Origin of the sequence: Ethanoligenens harbinense YUAN-3 (assembly GCF_000178115.2) — a bacterium.
GTDB classification, from domain to species: Bacteria; Bacillota; Clostridia; order Oscillospirales; family Ethanoligenentaceae; genus Ethanoligenens; species Ethanoligenens harbinense.
This window is the reverse complement of the sequence record NC_014828.1, coordinates 2,766,865-2,784,184: the sequence shown is the minus strand read 5'-3', so window position 1 is coordinate 2,784,184 and position 17,320 is coordinate 2,766,865. Positions and strand designations below refer to the sequence as shown.

The 17,320-nt window shown below is 58.1% G+C and carries 13 protein-coding genes, 2 tRNA genes and 1 riboswitch; of the genes, 11 read left to right on the top strand and 4 right to left on the bottom strand.

Going from position 1 to position 17,320, the window contains the following annotated elements:
- The first annotated feature begins 45 nt into the window (after nucleotides 1-45).
- The 7 genes from metG (at nucleotide 46) to ETHHA_RS13065 (ending at nucleotide 8,140) form a co-directional block, all read left to right on the top strand.
- Complete coding sequence (metG, locus tag ETHHA_RS13100) at nucleotides 46-2,100, top strand: methionine--tRNA ligase (protein WP_083803739.1); 2,055 nt, start codon at nucleotides 46-48, stop codon at nucleotides 2,098-2,100.
- A 4-nt stretch (nucleotides 2,101-2,104) separates the two neighbouring features.
- Nucleotides 2,105-2,881, top strand: coding sequence for a TatD family hydrolase (locus tag ETHHA_RS13095; protein WP_013486433.1), 777 nt, complete (start codon nucleotides 2,105-2,107; stop codon nucleotides 2,879-2,881).
- Complete coding sequence (locus ETHHA_RS13090; protein ID WP_013486432.1) at nucleotides 2,878-3,480, top strand: TIGR04100 family radical SAM protein; 603 nt, start codon at nucleotides 2,878-2,880, stop codon at nucleotides 3,478-3,480. Before ETHHA_RS13095 ends, ETHHA_RS13090 begins: the two co-directional genes overlap by 4 nt.
- A 27-nt stretch (nucleotides 3,481-3,507) precedes the next feature.
- Nucleotides 3,508-3,691, top strand: a riboswitch (cobalamin riboswitch).
- A gap of 124 nt (nucleotides 3,692-3,815) precedes the next feature.
- Nucleotides 3,816-4,898, top strand: a complete 1,083-nt coding sequence (locus ETHHA_RS14830) for a DUF4430 domain-containing protein (RefSeq protein WP_049776624.1) — start codon at nucleotides 3,816-3,818, stop codon at nucleotides 4,896-4,898.
- Nucleotides 4,852-5,790 carry an energy-coupling factor transporter transmembrane component T gene (locus ETHHA_RS13075; RefSeq protein ID WP_198009333.1) on the top strand — a complete coding sequence of 313 codons (939 nt, stop codon included), beginning with the start codon at nucleotides 4,852-4,854 and terminating at the stop codon, nucleotides 5,788-5,790. The genes ETHHA_RS14830 and ETHHA_RS13075 overlap by 47 nt, the downstream gene beginning before the upstream one ends.
- Nucleotides 5,757-7,433, top strand: coding sequence for an ABC transporter ATP-binding protein (locus ETHHA_RS13070; protein ID WP_013486429.1), 1,677 nt, complete (start codon nucleotides 5,757-5,759; stop codon nucleotides 7,431-7,433). The genes ETHHA_RS13075 and ETHHA_RS13070 overlap by 34 nt, the downstream gene beginning before the upstream one ends.
- Entirely contained in the window at nucleotides 7,403-8,140 is a 738-nt protein-coding gene (locus ETHHA_RS13065) for an ECF transporter S component (RefSeq protein WP_013486428.1), read from the top strand. Before ETHHA_RS13070 ends, ETHHA_RS13065 begins: the two co-directional genes overlap by 31 nt.
- A 321-nt stretch (nucleotides 8,141-8,461) precedes the next feature.
- Here the strand turns inward: ETHHA_RS13065 and ETHHA_RS13060 are convergent.
- Both ETHHA_RS13060 and ETHHA_RS13055 read right to left on the bottom strand, forming a co-directional pair.
- A tRNA-Tyr gene (locus tag ETHHA_RS13060) sits at nucleotides 8,462-8,547 on the bottom strand.
- Nucleotides 8,548-8,601: 54 nt separating this feature from the next.
- Nucleotides 8,602-8,677: transfer RNA gene (locus ETHHA_RS13055), tRNA-Thr, on the bottom strand.
- A 505-nt stretch (nucleotides 8,678-9,182) separates the two neighbouring features.
- Between ETHHA_RS13055 and ETHHA_RS13050 the strand changes: the two genes are divergently transcribed.
- The 3 genes from ETHHA_RS13050 (at nucleotide 9,183) to ETHHA_RS13040 (ending at nucleotide 14,205) form a co-directional block, all read left to right on the top strand.
- Entirely contained in the window at nucleotides 9,183-10,199 is a 1,017-nt protein-coding gene (locus tag ETHHA_RS13050; RefSeq protein ID WP_013486427.1) for a LacI family DNA-binding transcriptional regulator, read from the top strand.
- 87 nt (nucleotides 10,200-10,286) lie between these two features.
- Nucleotides 10,287-11,849, top strand: coding sequence for a 4-alpha-glucanotransferase (gene malQ / locus ETHHA_RS13045; RefSeq protein ID WP_013486426.1), 1,563 nt, complete (start codon nucleotides 10,287-10,289; stop codon nucleotides 11,847-11,849).
- 13 nt (nucleotides 11,850-11,862) lie between these two features.
- The gene (locus tag ETHHA_RS13040; protein ID WP_013486425.1) at nucleotides 11,863-14,205 is read left to right on the top strand and encodes a glycogen/starch/alpha-glucan phosphorylase; all 2,343 of its coding nucleotides are present in this window, start codon (nucleotides 11,863-11,865) and stop codon (nucleotides 14,203-14,205) included.
- Between the two features lie 135 nt (nucleotides 14,206-14,340).
- On the opposite strand, the gene ETHHA_RS13035 is transcribed toward ETHHA_RS13040, so the two are convergent.
- Nucleotides 14,341-15,453: a GerAB/ArcD/ProY family transporter gene (locus tag ETHHA_RS13035; protein ID WP_013486424.1), complete on the bottom strand. Its 1,113-nt coding sequence runs from the start codon at nucleotides 15,451-15,453 to the stop codon at nucleotides 14,341-14,343.
- A gap of 29 nt (nucleotides 15,454-15,482) precedes the next feature.
- Complete coding sequence (locus ETHHA_RS15720) at nucleotides 15,483-15,620, bottom strand: hypothetical protein (RefSeq protein ID WP_013486423.1); 138 nt, start codon at nucleotides 15,618-15,620, stop codon at nucleotides 15,483-15,485.
- 155 nt (nucleotides 15,621-15,775) lie between these two features.
- Here ETHHA_RS15720 and ETHHA_RS13030 point away from each other — a divergent pair, with 155 nt between their 5' ends.
- Nucleotides 15,776-17,305 carry a spore germination protein gene (locus ETHHA_RS13030; protein WP_013486422.1) on the top strand — a complete coding sequence of 510 codons (1,530 nt, stop codon included), beginning with the start codon at nucleotides 15,776-15,778 and terminating at the stop codon, nucleotides 17,303-17,305.
- Nucleotides 17,306-17,320: the final 15 nt, after the last annotated feature.

Sequence of the window (17,320 nt, the reverse complement as noted above, 5' to 3'; positions counted from 1 at the left end):
CGTGGAAACGCTGGGGCGCCCGAGTTTGGCGCGCGAGTTGAATTTATGGCGCCCAGTTGGTATAATAAAAGGAATGGGAATCCGGCTGCCGTGCCCGGTTCGGGCGGGAGTGGGGTTCGTCATGCAAAGCGGGAGGCGTCCACCATGAAAAAAACCTATTATATCACCACCCCTATTTATTACACGTCCGGCACGCTGCACATCGGGCATGGCTACACCACGGTGGCGGGGGACGCGATGGCGCGCTTTCGGCGGATGCAGGGTTACGACGTGCTGTTCCTCACCGGTACGGATGAGCATGGCCAGAAGATCGAGGAGCGGGCTGAGGCTGCGGGCAAGACCCCGAAAGCATACGTTGATGAGATCGTGGCGGAGATCAAGTCGCTCTGGAAGCTGCTTGATATATCCTATGACCGGTTTATTCGCACCACCGACGCGGCTCATGAAAAAGTGGTGCAGCAGATCTTCCGGCGGCTGTATGAGCAGGGCGATATCTATAAAGGCAAATACGAGGGCTGGTACTGCCGCCCCTGCGAGTCGTTCTGGACGGAGACGCAGCTCAAGGACGGAAAGTGTCCCGACTGCGGCCGCGAGGTGAAACGGGCGGAGGAGGAAGCCTATTTCTTCCGCCTTTCCAAATATGCCGACCGGCTTGTCGAGCATTACAAAGCGCATCCGGAGTTCATCTCGCCGCCCTCGCGCATGCACGAGATGGTCAACAACTTCATCAAGCCCGGGTTGGAGGACCTCTGCGTGTCGCGCACATCGTTTACTTGGGGCATCCCGGTGGATTTCGACCCCGGCCATGTCATCTATGTCTGGATCGACGCGCTCAGCAACTATATCACCGCGCTGGGCTACGGCACGGAGAACGATGCGGACTACCGCAAATACTGGCCCGCCGACGTGCACCTGATGGCCAAAGAGATCGTGCGGTTCCACACCATCATCTGGCCGGCTATCCTGATGGCGCTGGGCGAGCCGCTCCCCAAGCGCGTGTTCGGGCACGGGTGGCTGCTGTTGGGCGGGGATAAGATGTCCAAATCCAAGGGCAATGTGGTCGATCCCGTGCTGCTCTGCAAGCGGTACAGTGTGGACGCCATCCGCTACTTCCTGCTGCGGGAGATCCCGTTCGGGGCGGACAGCACGTTTTCCACCGAGGCCCTGCTTGGCCGCATCAACGCCGACCTGGCCAACGATCTGGGCAATCTCGTTTCCCGCACGGTGGCGATGGTGGAGAAGTATTTCGGCGGCGTATTGCCCGCCGCAGGAGAATCCGGCCCGTTCGACGACAAGTTGCGTGCGCTGGCGGCCGAAACGGCTAAAGCCGTGGAAGCGGATATGGATGCGTTCCAGTTTTCCAACGCGCTGGCGGATATCTGGAAGTTTGTTTCCCGCACCAACAAATACATTGATGAGACCGCGCCGTGGATACTGGCCAAAAACGAGGCGGATAAGCCCCGGCTGGCGCAGGTGCTGCGCAACCTCTGCGAATCGGTGCGGTTGATCTCCGTCTGCATCGCGCCGTTCATGCCCGCTACCGCGGCGGAGATCAGAAGACAGCTCGGCTTGCCTGAAGGCGTGCCCGACTGGTCGGACACCGCACGGTTCGATGTGCTGCCCGACGGCCTGCGTGTGCAAAAAGGGGCGGCGCTGTTCCCTCGGCTGGACATTCCGGCTGAGTTGGAAGCGCTGGCGCAGATCACGCCCGGCCCGGCGGAAACTCCGACCGCCGAAGCGGACGCGAAGAAAGCGGATGACGCGCCTGCGGGCGTGGCGCGCATCGGCATCGACGAGTTCGGCAAAGTGGAGTTGCGCGTGGCCGAGATCAAAGCCGCCGAAAAAATTAAAAAATCGAAAAAACTGCTTCGGTTGGAACTGGATGTGGGCGGCGAAGCGCGCCAGGTGGTTTCGGGCATCGCGCAATGGTATGCGCCGGAAGACCTGCCCGGTAAAAAAATCATATTGGTCGCAAATCTCGCGCCCGCCAAACTCTGCGGGGTGGAGAGCCAGGGGATGATTCTGGCGGCCGACGACGGTGCCGCCGCGCGTGTACTGTTTGTGGACGGCGCTATTCCTTCCGGCGCGAAGGTCCGGTAATAATATGGAAATCTTTGATTCACACGCGCACTATGCCGACCATGCGTTTGACGCCGACCGTGCGGCCGTGCTGGGCGGTCTGCCCGCCGCGGGCGTGACCGATGTGCTCAATGCGGGCACGACGGCGGCTGACAGCGCCGCCTGTGTGGAGCTGGCTAAAGCGTATCCGTTCTGTCACGCGGCGGTGGGTATCCACCCCGAAGAGGCGGCGGACGCCGCCTCGGGTGACCTGGCGGAGATCAAGCGGTTGGCGGAATCCTTTCCGGTGGCCGCCATCGGGGAGATCGGGCTGGACTATCACTGGGATGTCCCGCGCGAGCTCCAGCACAAATGGTTTGCCGGCCAGCTTGAGCTGGCCAGAGAACTGGACCTGCCGGTCATCGTGCACGACCGCGACGCGCATGCCGACACGCTGGCATTTTTGCAGAAATACCGTCCGCGCGGGGTGGTGCATTGCTATTCCGGCAGCGCCGAGACCGCGCGCGAGCTGCTCAAGTTGGGGCTGTACCTCGGCTTTACGGGGTCTGTCACGTTTAAGAACAACAAAAAGGCGCGCGCCGTGCTGGAAACCCTGCCGCATGACCGTGTGCTCTGCGAAACCGACTGCCCCTATATGGCGCCCGAGCCGCTGCGCGGCCGGCGCTGTGATTCCTCCATGCTGACGCATACGCTGGCCCGCATGGGCGAGATGATGGGGCTTTCCGCGGAGGAGACCGCACAGGTGACGGCGAGAAACGCGCGCGAGCTGTTTGGCATCAACCGAGGGGAGGAGACCGTATGACCATCACATATCCGGTACATGACGGGCTGTATGTCAATGTGACCAATCGCTGCCCCGACCATTGCACGTTCTGCATCCGCAACGAGGGAGACGGCGCGTATGGATCGGGCAGCCTGTGGTTGGAGCGCGAGCCGTCCGTAGAGGAGATCGTGGACGCCATCTTTGCCAACGATCTGTCCAAATATAAAGAACTGGTGTTCTGCGGCTACGGCGAACCGCTGGAGCGGCTGGACGCCGTGAAAGACGTGATCCGGAGAGCCAAGGAAAAAGCGCCGGGGCTGCCGGTGCGCATCAATACCAACGGACTGGCCGACCTTATCCATGGTCGGGCAACCGCCAAAGAGCTGGCGGGCCTGGCGGATGCGGTGTCCATCAGCCTCAACGCGCCGGATGCCGCGACCTATCAGCACTATTGCCGCAGCGATTTCGGCCGCGCGGCGTATGACGCCGTGCTGGCCTATGCCAGAGACTGCATGCGGTATATCCCGTCGGTGACGATGACGGTGCTCGACCTTCTCACTCCCGCGCAGATCGAGGAGAGCCGCGCCATCGCCGCGTCCATCGGTGCCAAATTTCGGGTGCGCGCCTACGAAGCCTGAACGGCGCATACAGCCTGAGTGATAAAAAACAGAATCAAGCGATGCGGTCGCATGCGCGTGCATGCGGGAAACAAGGGAACACGGTGCGAAACCGTGACAGCCTCCGCTACTGTGAGAAGGACAACGCTCCGTTTGTGCCACCGGGAGATCGGGAAGGCCGGGGCGGCGGAAGAATTCGAGTCAGGAGACCTGCCGCATCGCGTGGAACAGAGCTTCTTTCGGAGGAAAGGCGGCTGCTTGCTTCCCGCGCTAAAAGCGTGGGAAGCATCGGGGCCGCCGCGCGCGGCCTTTTTTATTTGCAAACTCGAAGGCCGACAGATTATGGGGATGATGTTTTGAAAAAGCGCGTGATGGCCATCTGGTTCGCGTTGCTGGTCGCCTGCACCGCGGTGTTTGCGGGCTGCACCGCAAACACCAGAAGCAGGACGACGGTTGCTTCCGTCCCGGCGAATGGCGTGGTCCGCAAAGCCGATTTCCAGCGGCTGCAACAAAGCGGAGGCATCGCTATCTACAACGGCAAGAGCGGCGGCGTTTCCTATTCGTGGACATTCGTCGGGCCGGATATCCGCAAACCGGCCGAAGCTGATCTGCATATTTCCTATAAACCGGTGACGGTATCACCGAACGGCACGGATACCGCACAGACCTACGGGCAGATTACGCTCGAGCAAAAGGGAAGCTATCCCGGCGCGGCCTCCCTGCGCATCACGGTGGGAAAGGGCTGGGCGGACGGCAGTTATCCGTTTTACGCCGGGAAGCCCGGCGCCCTGTGGCAGGCGGGCACGGCGCAGGTGGTGAACGGTGCCGCCACCATCCGGGTATCCGAAAACACGGGTCCCTACCTGCTCGCGCAGGTGCAGGCGGATGCGGTGTCGTCCGCTGCGCCGCCGGCGGTTTCGAGCGTGCCGGCATCAAGCGTGCCGGCATCAAGCGTGCCGGCATCAAGCGTGCCGGCATCAAGCGCGCCGGTCTCGTCCGCGCCGAAAATGCCGGTGAGCTCTGCGCCCGCCCCGCAGACCATCCGGGTGAACATCTCCATCCGCTGTGACACGGCCGTGCAGAATTGGAGCAGCCTTTCCGCCAACAAGCAGGACCACCGCGTGGTGCCTGCAAACGGTGTCATTCTGCCGGAAACTTCCATGGCGGTCAAGCCGGGTGCGACGGTCTACGACCTGCTTGTGTCCGTCTGCGAAAAAAACGGTATCCAGATGGAGCATAAAGGTTCGGCCGCAGGCGAATACATCGAGGGCATCAACAACCTCTATGAGTTCGACGCGGGGCCGCTCAGTGGATGGGACTATGCGGTCAACGGCACGTTCCCCGGCTATGGGGTGTCGCAGTATACGCTCAAAAGCGGAGACACGGTGCTCTTTGCCTACACCTGCGACCTCGGCCACGACATCGGTGCCGCCAACTGAGGAGATCATGATGAACCGTTTCCAGTCCTATCATCCCCTCGTCCATTTCGCATTTTTTGCGGCGGTGGTCATCTGCACGCTGTTGCTTATGCATCCGGTGTTTCTGGGGGTGTCGTTCGCAGCCGCCATGCTGTATGCGGTGCTGCTCGGGCGCGCGCGGGCGCTGCGGTTCAGCCTGCTGTTCACGCTGCCGATGCTTGCGGCGGTGGCGGTGCTTAATCCGCTGTTCGTCCACCAGGGCATGACGATGCTGTTTTATATCCATGACAACCCCGTCACATTGGAGGCGGTGCTGTTCGGAGCGGCAGCGTCCGTGATGCTGGCCGCGATGCTGCTGTGGTTCTTCTGCTGCAACGAGGTATTCACATCCGACGAGTTTCTGTATCTGTTCGGCCGGGCGGTTCCGTCGCTTGCGCTGCTGCTGTCGATGACTCTGCGGCTGATTCCGCGATTCAAAACGCAGATCGGCCGCATTTCCCGTGCGCAGGCCGCCATCGGGATGGGGACGGGTGCGGGAAATCTCTGGAAACGGGCGCGCAATGGGATGCGCATCCTATCTATCCTCATCACCTGGGCGCTGGAAAATGCGGTGGAAACCGCCGATTCCATGAAGGCACGCGGCTACGGCCTGCCTGGACGGACGGCGTTTTCCATCTTCCGTTTTTGCGGACGGGACGCGATTTGCCTGGCGGTGATCGCGGCCGCCGTGGCGGCCTGTGTGCTGGGGCAACTGACGGGCACGGTCTATGTGCAGTATTACCCATATGTGAAATGGACGTCGGGTCCGGCCACGGCGGCGGTGGCGGCGGCTTACGGCGTACTTTGTTTCCTGCCTGCGGGGCTGGAAGGATGGGGGGAATGGAAATGGCGCTCCTTGCAATCGACCATCTGAGCTTTCGCTATCCCAAACAGGCCGGCCGCGCACTGGACGACATCTCCCTTGAGATCGAGGAAGGTGCGTTTTTGCTCCTGTGCGGCGCGTCCGGTTCGGGGAAAAGCACGCTGGTGCGGCACCTCAAGCGTGAGCTGACCCCGTTCGGGCGGGTGCGCGGCGAAGTGCGGTACGACGGCAGGGCGCTGCGTGAACTGGACGCGCGCGTAGCGGCCGCGGAGATTGGGTTTGTGCTGCAAAAGCCCCAGAATCAGACGGTGACGGATAAGGTGTGGCACGAACTGGCGTTCGGACTGGAAAGCCTGGGGCTTTCTACGCCTGTCATCCGGCGCCGTGTGGCGGAAATGGCCAGTTTTTTCGGCATTCAAGAGTGGTTCGACCGGGATGTGAGCACGCTCTCCGGCGGGCAGTTGCAAATGCTCAATCTCGCTTCGGTGATGGTGATGCAGCCGCGCGTGCTGATTCTGGACGAGCCGACCGCCCAGCTCGACCCCATTGCCGCCGCAGATTTTCTGGAAACGGTGCGGCGCATCAACCGCACGCTTGCGGTGACGGTGGTGCTGACCGAGCACCGGCTCGAAGAGGTGTTCCCCATGGCAGACCGGGTGGCCGTGATGGACGGCGGCCGGCTCCTCTGCTGCGACACGCCCCGCCGGGTGGCGGAGGCATTTGCTTCCGGCGGGGCGGAGCATGCGCTGTTTGCGGGGTTCCCGGCGGCCGCGCGCATCTATGCCGGGGCGGGCGGCACAGGGGAGTGTCCGCTGACGGTCCGGGAGGGCAGCCGCTGGCTGCAGCGGCATTGCCCAGTGCCCGCCGTGCAGGGAACTGAAGCAGGTGTGCCGTCCAAAACGCAGGCTGACGGCAAGGCGATTCCCGCCGTGCGGATGTGGGACGTCTGGTTTCGATATGACAAAAAGGGGCGGGATGTACTGCGGGGTGCCTCGATGAAGGTGTACGGCGGGCAGATCGCCTGTCTGCTCGGCGGAAACGGCGTGGGCAAGAGCACGGTGCTGGAAACGATCGCCGGGTTGCACCGGCCTCACCGCGGCACGCTGGAACTGCTCGGGGAAAAAAGCACGGCATACGGCGGCGCGGAGCAGTACCGCGGCGTCGTGGCGATGCTGCCGCAGGACCCGCAGCTGCTGTTTGTGAAAGACACCGTGCGGGAGGATCTGGCCGAAGCGGACGACGGCGAACGGCTTGCGGACGTGGTGAGGGAGATGGAACTGGAAGCTCTGTTGGAGCGGCACCCCTATGACCTGAGCGGCGGCGAGCAGCAGAAGGCCGCGTTTGCCAAACTGCTGCTGCGCGGCCCGCGCGTCATCCTGCTGGACGAGCCCACCAAAGGGCTGGACGCCCCGTTCAAGCAGGCGTTTGCCGCTGTGCTCCGGCGCTTGGCGGGGCAGGGGACGGCCATTTTGATGGCGACCCACGATGTGGAGTTCGCGGCATCCTTTGCCGACCGCTGTCTGTTGTTTTTCAACGGTACGGTGGTTTCCGAGGACGCTCCGGTCCCGTTTTTCGCGGGCAACAATTTCTACACCTCGGCGGCCAACCGCATCGCCCGCCGGGTCTTTCCGGATGCGGTCACATGCGAGGAGGTGGTGCAAAGATGTCGGTCAAGCGAAACTCCCTGCGGCTGAAAGTGGCCTCGGTTCTGCTGCTGGTGGTCATACCATGCATGCTGGCGGCAGGGGTGGCGCTGGGCAACCGCACCTATGCCGTCGTCAGCCCGGTTGTGCTGCTGCTTTCGATGCTGCCGTTTTTTCTGGTGTTTGAAAAGCGAAAACCAAAAGCGCGGGAACTGGTTCCCATCGCGGTCATGGCGGCGGTGGCGGCTGCGGGCAGACTGGCATTTGCCGCGCTGCCGCAATTCAAGCCCATTGTCGCGGTGGTGATCATCACCGCCTTTGCGTTTGGGCCGGAAGCGGGTTTTTTAACAGGGGCGGTGGCCATGCTCGCCTCCAACCTGTTTTTCGGGCAGGGGCCGTGGACGCCCTGGCAGATGTTCTGCTGCGGCATGATCGGGTTTCTGGCGGGGCTGCTGCGTCGTTCCGGCTGGCTCCGGCACCGCTGGAGCGTCTGCCTGTTTGGATTTCTTTCGGGATATCTGTATGGACTGATCATTGACGTCTGGTCGGTTTCCGCGTTTACCAGCCGTTTCACTTGGCAGCTCCTTTTGGCGGCTTATGCGTCCGGTTTTTTGTTCGATACGATCCTGGGTGCGGCGACCGCGTTTTTTTTGTTTGTTTTGGAAAGGCCGCTCTGCAAAAAGCTGGAGCGCATCCGGATGAAATTCGGTCTGCTGGAGGAAACCGACCCCGGCCAGCCGGATTCCGAAGACTGGTGACCCGCAGGGGAGAACCTTGTGCGCCGTGAAGATTTGTTTAGCATGCTGTATATATTCCCCGAACGTCCAGATGGTTTGTTTGCCAGAATAAATAAACTCCAAGAAAATAGAGAAATTTGTCCGACATGGTAAACCAAAACGCCCAATGCGCGGCAGTGCCGGGTTCCGGCTGCCAGGCATCGGGCGCTTTTGTACGGATGGGGAAACAGGGTGTGCGGAGGTCACGCTCGCTGCGGATTGGGGGCCGGTGAATGAAAAGGACAAAACAAACAGGCGCATCCGCTATTGCAGATGCGCCTTATGGTGCGGTAAAACACCGCCTGGTGGAGGGAGATGGATTCGGACCATCGAAGTCTTCCGACAACAGATTTACAGTCTGCCCCCTTTGGCCACTCGGGAATCCCTCCATGAACGATATGCAGTTTGTCCTGCCTGTATGTGCGCGGCAGGCGGCGTACGCCTGGAGCTGGTGGACGGACTTGAACCCCCGACCTGCTGATTACAAATCAGCTGCTCTACCAACTGAGCTACACCAGCAAGATTCAGATGTTCAGTGCACCGTTCAAAACGGCGCTTGAACATCATACCATATTGTAAAATGGATGTCAAGAATTTTCGTGCGGAAAATGCAGGATTCTGTTGAAGTGGTTCGTATGCTGGAGAAGCGGCGGTCATGTGCCTGTTTGGATGGAACCTTCCGGGAAGGGGGGGTTGGAGCCGGGCGCTTCTTGTCCTGTTTTTGGCGTATTTCCACCAGCCGCAAGTGAGTTTTCGGCCTTGTGTCGGAGCCGGGTCGCGTTGGTGTGTATCGGCATATCTCTATAAAAATACCGACAGAACCGTATGTAAAATACATAAAAACAAACCGGATTGTTTGAAAGTTATGGGCGGCGCTTGCAATGCGCAAAAGAACCTGTTATAATGGCCACAGCATGGATCACAGGGGTCATAGAATGCGAGCGGTGGCTTATGCAAACGTTTGCACTGTGCTGCGATAAAGCCACCGTCTCCAAGGCCGATCTGCCCAAAAGTGAGGAAATCGATGCGCGTAACCATTCAGGATATCGCCAAAGCCGCCAGCGTCACGCCGTCCACGGTTTCCCGCGTGATCGCGGGCAGCCCGCTTATCAGCGCCAAAACCAGCCAGAAGGTGCGGAAAGTGATGCGCGAGATGGATTACCATCCGAACATCATCGCGCGCTCGCTGGTCCGGCGTTCCACCAACATCATCGGCGTGTTGCTGCCGGGTGCAAGCGAGCGGGTTTTCCAGCACCCGTTTTTCTTCGAGCTGCTGCGGGGCATCACCATGCAGGCGCAGCTATGTGGATATTCCATTCTGCTTTCCGGCGCCGGCAGCGAGGAAGAAGAACGAAACAGGCTTCATGATTTTGCCAACGGCGGTGTGACGGAAGGTGCTATCCTGATGATTTCGCGTACCGATTCGACCGATTGGGAAAGCGTATATCCCGCGCAGTTCCCGCTGGCCATGGTGGGGCGCCCTGCGGATGCGTGGAAGGATCGCATCAACTGGGTGGACAGCGATAACTTGGAGGCCGGTTACCGCCTGGCGGGCCACTTCCTTGCCAAAGGCCGCCGGCACATCGCGTTCGTCGGGCTTGCGCCGAACATCGTCGTGACCAAAGACCGGTATGAAGGATACCGGAAAGCGCTGGGGGAAGCGGGTCTTCCTTTTGATGAACGCCTGGTGGTGGACGGTCAGTTCATGGGAGGAGATGAGCGGGTATTGACGGAAGAACTGCTGCGGTGCGGCGTGCCGTTCGACGGGCTCATTGCCGCCGACGATTTCCAGGCGCTTGCGGCTATGGACGTGCTGGCAAAGCAGGGCGTGCGGGTGCCGCAGGATGTTTCCGTCGCGGGTTTCAACAATGTGCCGCTCTCCGAATACTACCGCCCGCCGCTGACGACGGTGGATGTGAACGCCTGCGCCCTGGGCGAAGAAGCGGTGCGGCTTTTGTACCGCCAGCTTCAGGAGAAAGACCGGTCCGGGCCTTCGCACACGATCGTCCCGACCCGGCTCGTCGTGCGTGCGTCCGCCTGAAGGACGCAGACGGGGCCGACCGCATGGCGTGTGCCGGTTTGTATTTTACATAAAAGAAAGCAAAAGTAAGAAGGGAGTGGGTGCGCCATGCGGCTAAAAAAACAAAAACCGCTTGCGCGCGGTGCGGGCATCCTGCTGCCGGTGAGCAGCCTGCCGTCGCCCTATGGCATCGGCACGTTCGGGCGCGCGGCGTTCGAGTTTGTGGATTTTCTCAAAAAAGCGGGGCAGACCTACTGGCAGGTGCTGCCACTCGGCCCCACCAGCTATGGAGACAGCCCCTACCAGAGCTTTTCGGCGTTTGCGGGCAACCCGTATTTCATCGACCCGGATATCCTGATAGAGGAAGGACTGCTCACCGACGCGGAGGCGGAAACGCCCGACTGGGGCGGCGTTCCTTCCCAGGTCGATTACGGCAAGCAGTTCGAGGCACGGTTCGCTTTGCTCAAACAGGCCTATGTACGCAGCCGGCACGCTTCCACGGAAGCCTACCGCCTGTTTTGCGAGGAAAACGAGGCATGGCTGCCGGATTACAGCGCCTATATGGCCATCAAGGCGCAGTTTGGCAACCGGTCGTGGGTGGAATGGCCGGATGATATCCGCCTGCGCCGCCCGGAAGCGGTGGCGGCCTGTGTCGAAGACCTGCAACAGGAGATCGGGTTCTGGTCCTTCTGCCAGTTCAAATTTTATGAACAATGGAACCGGCTCAAAGCGTACGCGAATAAAAACGGCGTACAGATCATCGGGGATATCCCCATCTATGTATCGATGGACAGCGCCGACGTGTGGGTGAACAGCCGCTTCTTCCAACTGGATGCGGACCGCCGTCCGGTCGCGGTGTCGGGTGTTCCGCCGGATATGTTTTCCGCCACCGGCCAGCTCTGGGGCAACCCGCTGTATGACTGGGACGTGATGGGACGGGACAGGTTCGCCTGGTGGAAGCAGAGGATGTGCGCCTCTGCGAAGCTCTATGATGTTATCCGCATCGACCATTTCATCGGGATCGTGCGCTACTATTCCATCCCGGCCAAGGACGGCACCGCCATGAACGGCGTCTGGAAGGCCGGCCCGGGCAAGGCGCTGCTCGCGGCGTTTGGCCCGGTGCTGGGAGCCGCCAGGGTGATTGCCGAAGACCTGGGGGCGGTCACACCGGCCGTGCGCCGTGTGAAGCAGGCCGCAGGCTATCCGGGCATGAAGCTGATGGAGTTCGGGTTTGACGACGGGACGGAAAACCCCAATCTGCCGCACAATTTTGAAAACAACTGCATCGTCTACGGTGGCACGCACGACAATGAAACGCTCGTCGGCTTTTTCAAACACCAAAAAAGAAAAGAACTCGCGTTCGCCAAAACGTATCTCAATGTCCGGCGGCGCGGGGAGCTGCCGTGGGCGCTCGTCCGTGCGGCGTACGCCAGCGTGGCGGACACCGTCATCTTCCAGATGCAGGACTTCCTGGAGCTGGACAATGGCGCGCGCATGAATTGCCCGTCCACCATAGGCGGCAACTGGATGTGGCGGGTGCTGCCGGGGCAGCTTTCGGATGAACTGGCAGACCGTATACGCCATCTGGCCGAAACATATGCCCGCTTCAAGCCTCCGGAACCGCAGAAGCATCCCGGATCGTCCGTTCCAAACAAATGCGAGGAGCAGTAAAGGAGCAGAGAGTATGAGCAGGTACACAAGCAGCATCGAATCGATTCTGGCGTTGGAAACAGGGAAAAAGCCCGGGCAGGCGACCACGGCGGAGCTTTACAATGCGGTGTCCAAAGCGGCTGTGGAGGCTGCCGATCCGGCATGGAAGGAAGAAAAGCCCGGCAAGCGTGCCTGCTATTTTTCGGCGGAATTTCTGATCGGGCGGATGATCTACAGCAATCTGCTCAACCTCGGCCTGCTGCGGGAGACCGCGGACTGGCTGAAAGAAAAGGGAACGGACATCACGGTTTTTGAAGACATTGAAGACGCCGCACTGGGCAACGGCGGGCTGGGCCGCCTGGCGGCGTGTTTCCTGGATTCGGCGGCGACACAGGGTGTTGCGCTGGACGGATACGGCATCCGGTATCGATACGGCCTGTTTAAGCAGACGTTCGAGGACGGGTTCCAGCGCGAGACGGCGGACGACTGGCAGCGCTTCGGCGATCCGTGGTCGGTGCGGCGCGAGACGGAAAAGGTGCAGGTGCGCTTCGGCGACCAGACGGTGTGGGCGGTGCCGTATGACATGCCGGTGATCGGCTACGGCGGCAAGACCGTCAACACACTGCGCCTGTGGCAGGCCGAGCCGCTGCAGCCGTTCGATTTCACCCTGTTCAACGAGCAGAAATACGATGAAGCCTACCGGGAGAAAAACGAAGCGGAAGCCATTTCCAGCGTTCTGTACCCCAACGACGACACGGAAGCCGGTAAGCGCCTGCGGCTCAAGCAGCAATATTTCTTCTCAAGCGCGTCCATCCGGTCCATCCTGAAAGCGTATAAACGGACGCATGGCAGCGATTTCTCTCATCTGCCGGAGGAATACGCCATACAGCTCAACGATACGCATCCCACCGTGTCCATCGCGGAGCTGCTGCGCATCCTGGCGGGTGAGGAAGCCTTGCCGTTCGAGAAGGCGTTTTCCATCGCGGAGCGGGTGTTTGCCTACACCAACCACACCATTATGGCGGAAGCGCTGGAGAAATGGGACGCCCGGCTGTTCATGTCGGTGCTGCCGGACGTGTACCCCTATATTGTGATGGTGAACGACCGTCTGCGCCGCGACCTGCTCGCGCGGGGGATCGAAGGCGCCGCGCAGGAGCCGTACCGCATCCTCTCGGGCGGGCTGGTGCACATGGCGCGCCTGGCCATCTATGCGGGCCATTCCATCAACGGGGTGGCCGGCATTCACACCGAGATTCTCAAAAACACGGCCCTGCGCGAGTGGTATGCACTCTGGCCGGAGCGGTTCAACAACAAGACCAACGGCATCACGCAGCGGCGCTGGCTTGCACTGGCCAACCCCGAGCTGGCGGCGTTCATCACCGAAAAGGTGGGTGACGGCTGGCTGACCGACCTCTCCAAACTGAAAGGGCTGGAAGCGTATCAGGACGACTCTGCCGTGCTGGATGCGTTCGCCGCTGTCAAGCTGGAGAAGAAGCAGCAGTTGGCGGCCCATATCCAAAAGGCCGAGGGTGTTTCACTCGACCCGTCTTTCCTGTTTGATATCCAGGTCAAGCGCCTGCACGAATACAAGAGGCAGATGCTCAACGCGCTGTCCATTCTGGATCTCTATTTCGGCATGAAGGACGGACGCATCCGGGACTTTTATCCCACGGCGTTCATCTTCGGCGCAAAAGCCGCGCCGAGTTATTTCCGCGCGAAAGCCGTCATTAAATTCATCAATGAGATCGCCCGGCTGGTGGACGGCGATTCGGCTGTGCGTGATCGGCTCAAAGTGGTGTTCGTGCAGAACTACAATGTGTCCTACGCGGAGAAGCTGACACCGGCGGCCGATGTATCCGAGCAGATTTCCACGGCGGGTACCGAGGCATCCGGCACGGGCAATATGAAATTCATGCTGAACGGCGCGGTTACGCTGGGCACCTACGATGGGGCGAATGTGGAGATCGTCGGGCAGGCCGGTGAGGAAAACAACTACATCTTCGGCGCAAGGGTGGAAGAAATTGCCGCGCTGGAGACGTCCTACGACCCGAAAGCCATCTACCGGTCCGACGCGCGCATCAAGCGCCTGCTGGATACGCTGCTTGATGGCACGCTGGACGACGGCAAAACCGGCATGTTCGAGGAACTGTTTGCCTCGTTGACCGAAAAAACATGGAACCGTGCCGACCAGTATTATGTGCTGCACGATTTCCACGCCTATATGGATACCAAGTTGCGCGTCAACCGCGATTACGCGCAGAACCGCGCCGCCTTTACGAAAAAATGCTTTCTGAACACGGCCAACGCCGGGATGTTTTCCAGTGATCGCACCATCTTGCAGTATGCGCAAGAGATCTGGGGCGTGCCCATGGTCTGAATCCGTTTGCACGTATGTTTTCGGATTGCCAAAAACGTTCCCCCCTGCGGGCTGGCCTTACAGGCTGGCCCGCAGGGGGGAACATTGCATGCGGCATTAGCCGTGGATGTTGGTGTGGAGACGGAAGGGCCGCTTTTATGAAGGGAAAACATCCGTGGAATGCTGTTCACGCTTTTTTTTCTCCGGAGATTTTGCAAGACTGGCCAAAAGCAGAACAGGAGGGATTGCAATCTGAAAGAGGCCGTGCACATAGGGTGTGCGTACATAATTGGAAGCCCAGACGTGCTGGAGAAAGCCGGGGATGCTCAACGTATTGGTGCAAACAACCGCGCCGACGATCAGAATGATTATTTTCCGACTGATCTTCAAAATGGGCTCCAATGTGAGAACCGCCGCGAAAAAGAATATGCAGATCTTAAAAAAGCCGCCTATAAAAATCAGCACCACGCCCACGGCATTTAAATTCGTGATGATGTTTTTGATGTTGATCAATCGGATGACTTTAAAAAGCGGAATGGTAGAAATGGCCGCGTAATCCGCCCCCAAGGTGCAGAGGATAAAAATGTCGGTAATCACCAAAAACGCGCCCGTGCAAAGGATTGCCTTGACGGAAGATCGCCTATATTGCGACGGGCTTTCCGTGAATTTCCACAAAGCCAGAAAGGCGACGATTTCACCGTATGGAAATTCGATCGTCTTGACCAAATCCATATTAAATAACGAGAAAAAGCCATTGGAAAGCACCGGCAAAAGGAAACCCGGATGAAAAATGCCGGATACGATCACCAGGATATAAATGGTAGCCACAGATATTATAAAAATCGTAAATAAGATTTCCGATAATTTTGCCAGGGATGATACGCCGCAGTAGAGCAGATAAAATATGGGCAGGATGATAATGACCATGATAACCGGAAGCGGCGTATATTCCAACTGCGTGATGGATACCAGCTCACAAAAATCTCGAAGGTTGATACTTGTACAATACGTAAAATAACCTGCATAAAGAACGACCAGCGGAAACCCAATGATCGGCCCGCAGATGTCCAACAGCATCTCACCGATTCCTTTTCCGGGGTGCCGTTTTTGTAACAGGAAATAAATACACAGCAGTAAAAGACCGGCGAGTGTGGCAAGCAAAATGACGATCCATGCGTCCTGCTTGGCTCCGATGCCTAAAACAAACAATGTAGTGCTGCCGATTTCAAATAGTATCATCATGCTAAACAGTTGATGTTTTGTTATCATAAGCGTCTCCACCCCAACCTGTATGATGTTCAGTAAAAACGCTTTGCCAAATAATACACACAAAGGAACAGAAGCAGCAGTATCGTGACTGCACCACCGATAATCAGAAGTTTTTCAAAAAAGCTCAATGCCTGCCAAATGAGCGGCAGGCTTTTGAAATGAACCATTTCTGTTCCTCCATGATGGCTTGGTTAAAACAAATATTAGTATCGCCGGGGCAAGGGGAAATTATGTCTCTCCAAAATCTTGCTTTTTATGAAAAACTAATGCTTCATATAATGCGATCAAAGGTAAACACTGTATCGTAAGGGGGCGTTGGAATATGAAAAATCACTTTAACAACTATATTGACAGCGCACTGAAACAAACGGAACAGCAAGACGACCCCGACATCCACACTGCCGTTGACAAAAGCCTGGAGAAAAACCGGCGTTCTCTTATTCGAATTTTTAACGGTTCCGTCGATACAACGTTCAAAGACTTTGTGATGGGTGCCGGCGAATCTTTAAAAGGTTTTGCGTTCTATCTGTCGGGTCTTGTGGATGAAGATATGCTTGCGCAGCATGTCCTGCGCGCGCTGCTGCAGACAGGCGGCCGCATATTGGAAAACAGCGCGGCGTCTGCTGTGGATATAGCAAGTGAACGCGTCATCAGCTTTGGACAAGTTGAAAAAGCCAAACATTTTCAGGATGTCGTGCATGCGGTAGTCAATGGGCGCGTGGCCATATTTCTTGAGGGATGCAACCGCGCGATTACGATAGATCTGGAAAAACGAATGACCCGCAGTATACCGACGCCGACGATGGAGGCATCAGTATTTGGGCCGCACCAATCCTTTGTGGAAAGCGTGAAAATCAATCTTTCGCTGGTTCGCAACATTCTGCGTACTCCACGGCTGATTGTGGAAAAATATGTTCCAAAACATGGTATCAAAACGCCGATTTATCTTGTGTATTTGCGTGGTATTATCGATACGGGCGTGCTGAAAACGCTCCACAACAGGCTTGATGCAATGGAAACCGAGTTGATCTTGGACACCACCACCATCAGAGACCTTGTTTCAGATAAACCAAGTTTTCCGTTTAATACCATTGGCGTTTCGGAGCGCCCGGACAAGACGGCGGCAAAAATCATGGAAGGGAAAATTGCCATATTGGCCGACGGTTCGCCTATGGCAATCATTATCCCCTATTTTTTTATGGAAGAATTCCATAATGCGGAAGATTATTATATGCCGGCCTTTTTTGCCTCCTTCAGCAGGCTGGTGCGGATCGTTTCGTTCATCCTGACGATATCGATCGTCCCGGTTTATGTAGCCATGGCCACGTTTCATCAGGAAATGCTGCCGCTTACGTTGCTGATTACGGCCTCGGCGTCCAGAGAAGGCATACCGTTCCCGACTTTTGTGGAAGCATTGGTCATGACCTTTGTCTTTGATATCCTGCGGGAAGCGGGTGTCCGGGCGCCGCGTCCGGTCGGCCAGACCATCAGTTTTATTGGCGCCTTAATTATCGGTACGGCGGCTGTGGATGCAGGTATCGTCAGTGCGCCCATGGTAATCATCATTGCCTTGACAGGGGTTACGGCCATTTTAAATTATCACATGAAAAATATCATCATATTTTTTCGGTTGGCGCTGCTGTTCTTGTGTGCGTGTTTCGGATTTCTGGGCATAGAAATGGTTTCCATTGTCATTCTGATACGGCTGTGCAGCATCCATTCTTTTGGAATGCCCTATCTTTCTCCCGTGGTGCCGTTGAATAAAAAAGGACTGTTGAAAGACACTTTTTGGCGTTTGCCGACAAAATGGCTGTCGTATTTCTCAAGCCCGGCAAAACAAAACGATTCTTAAATAAAGAGAAGATGC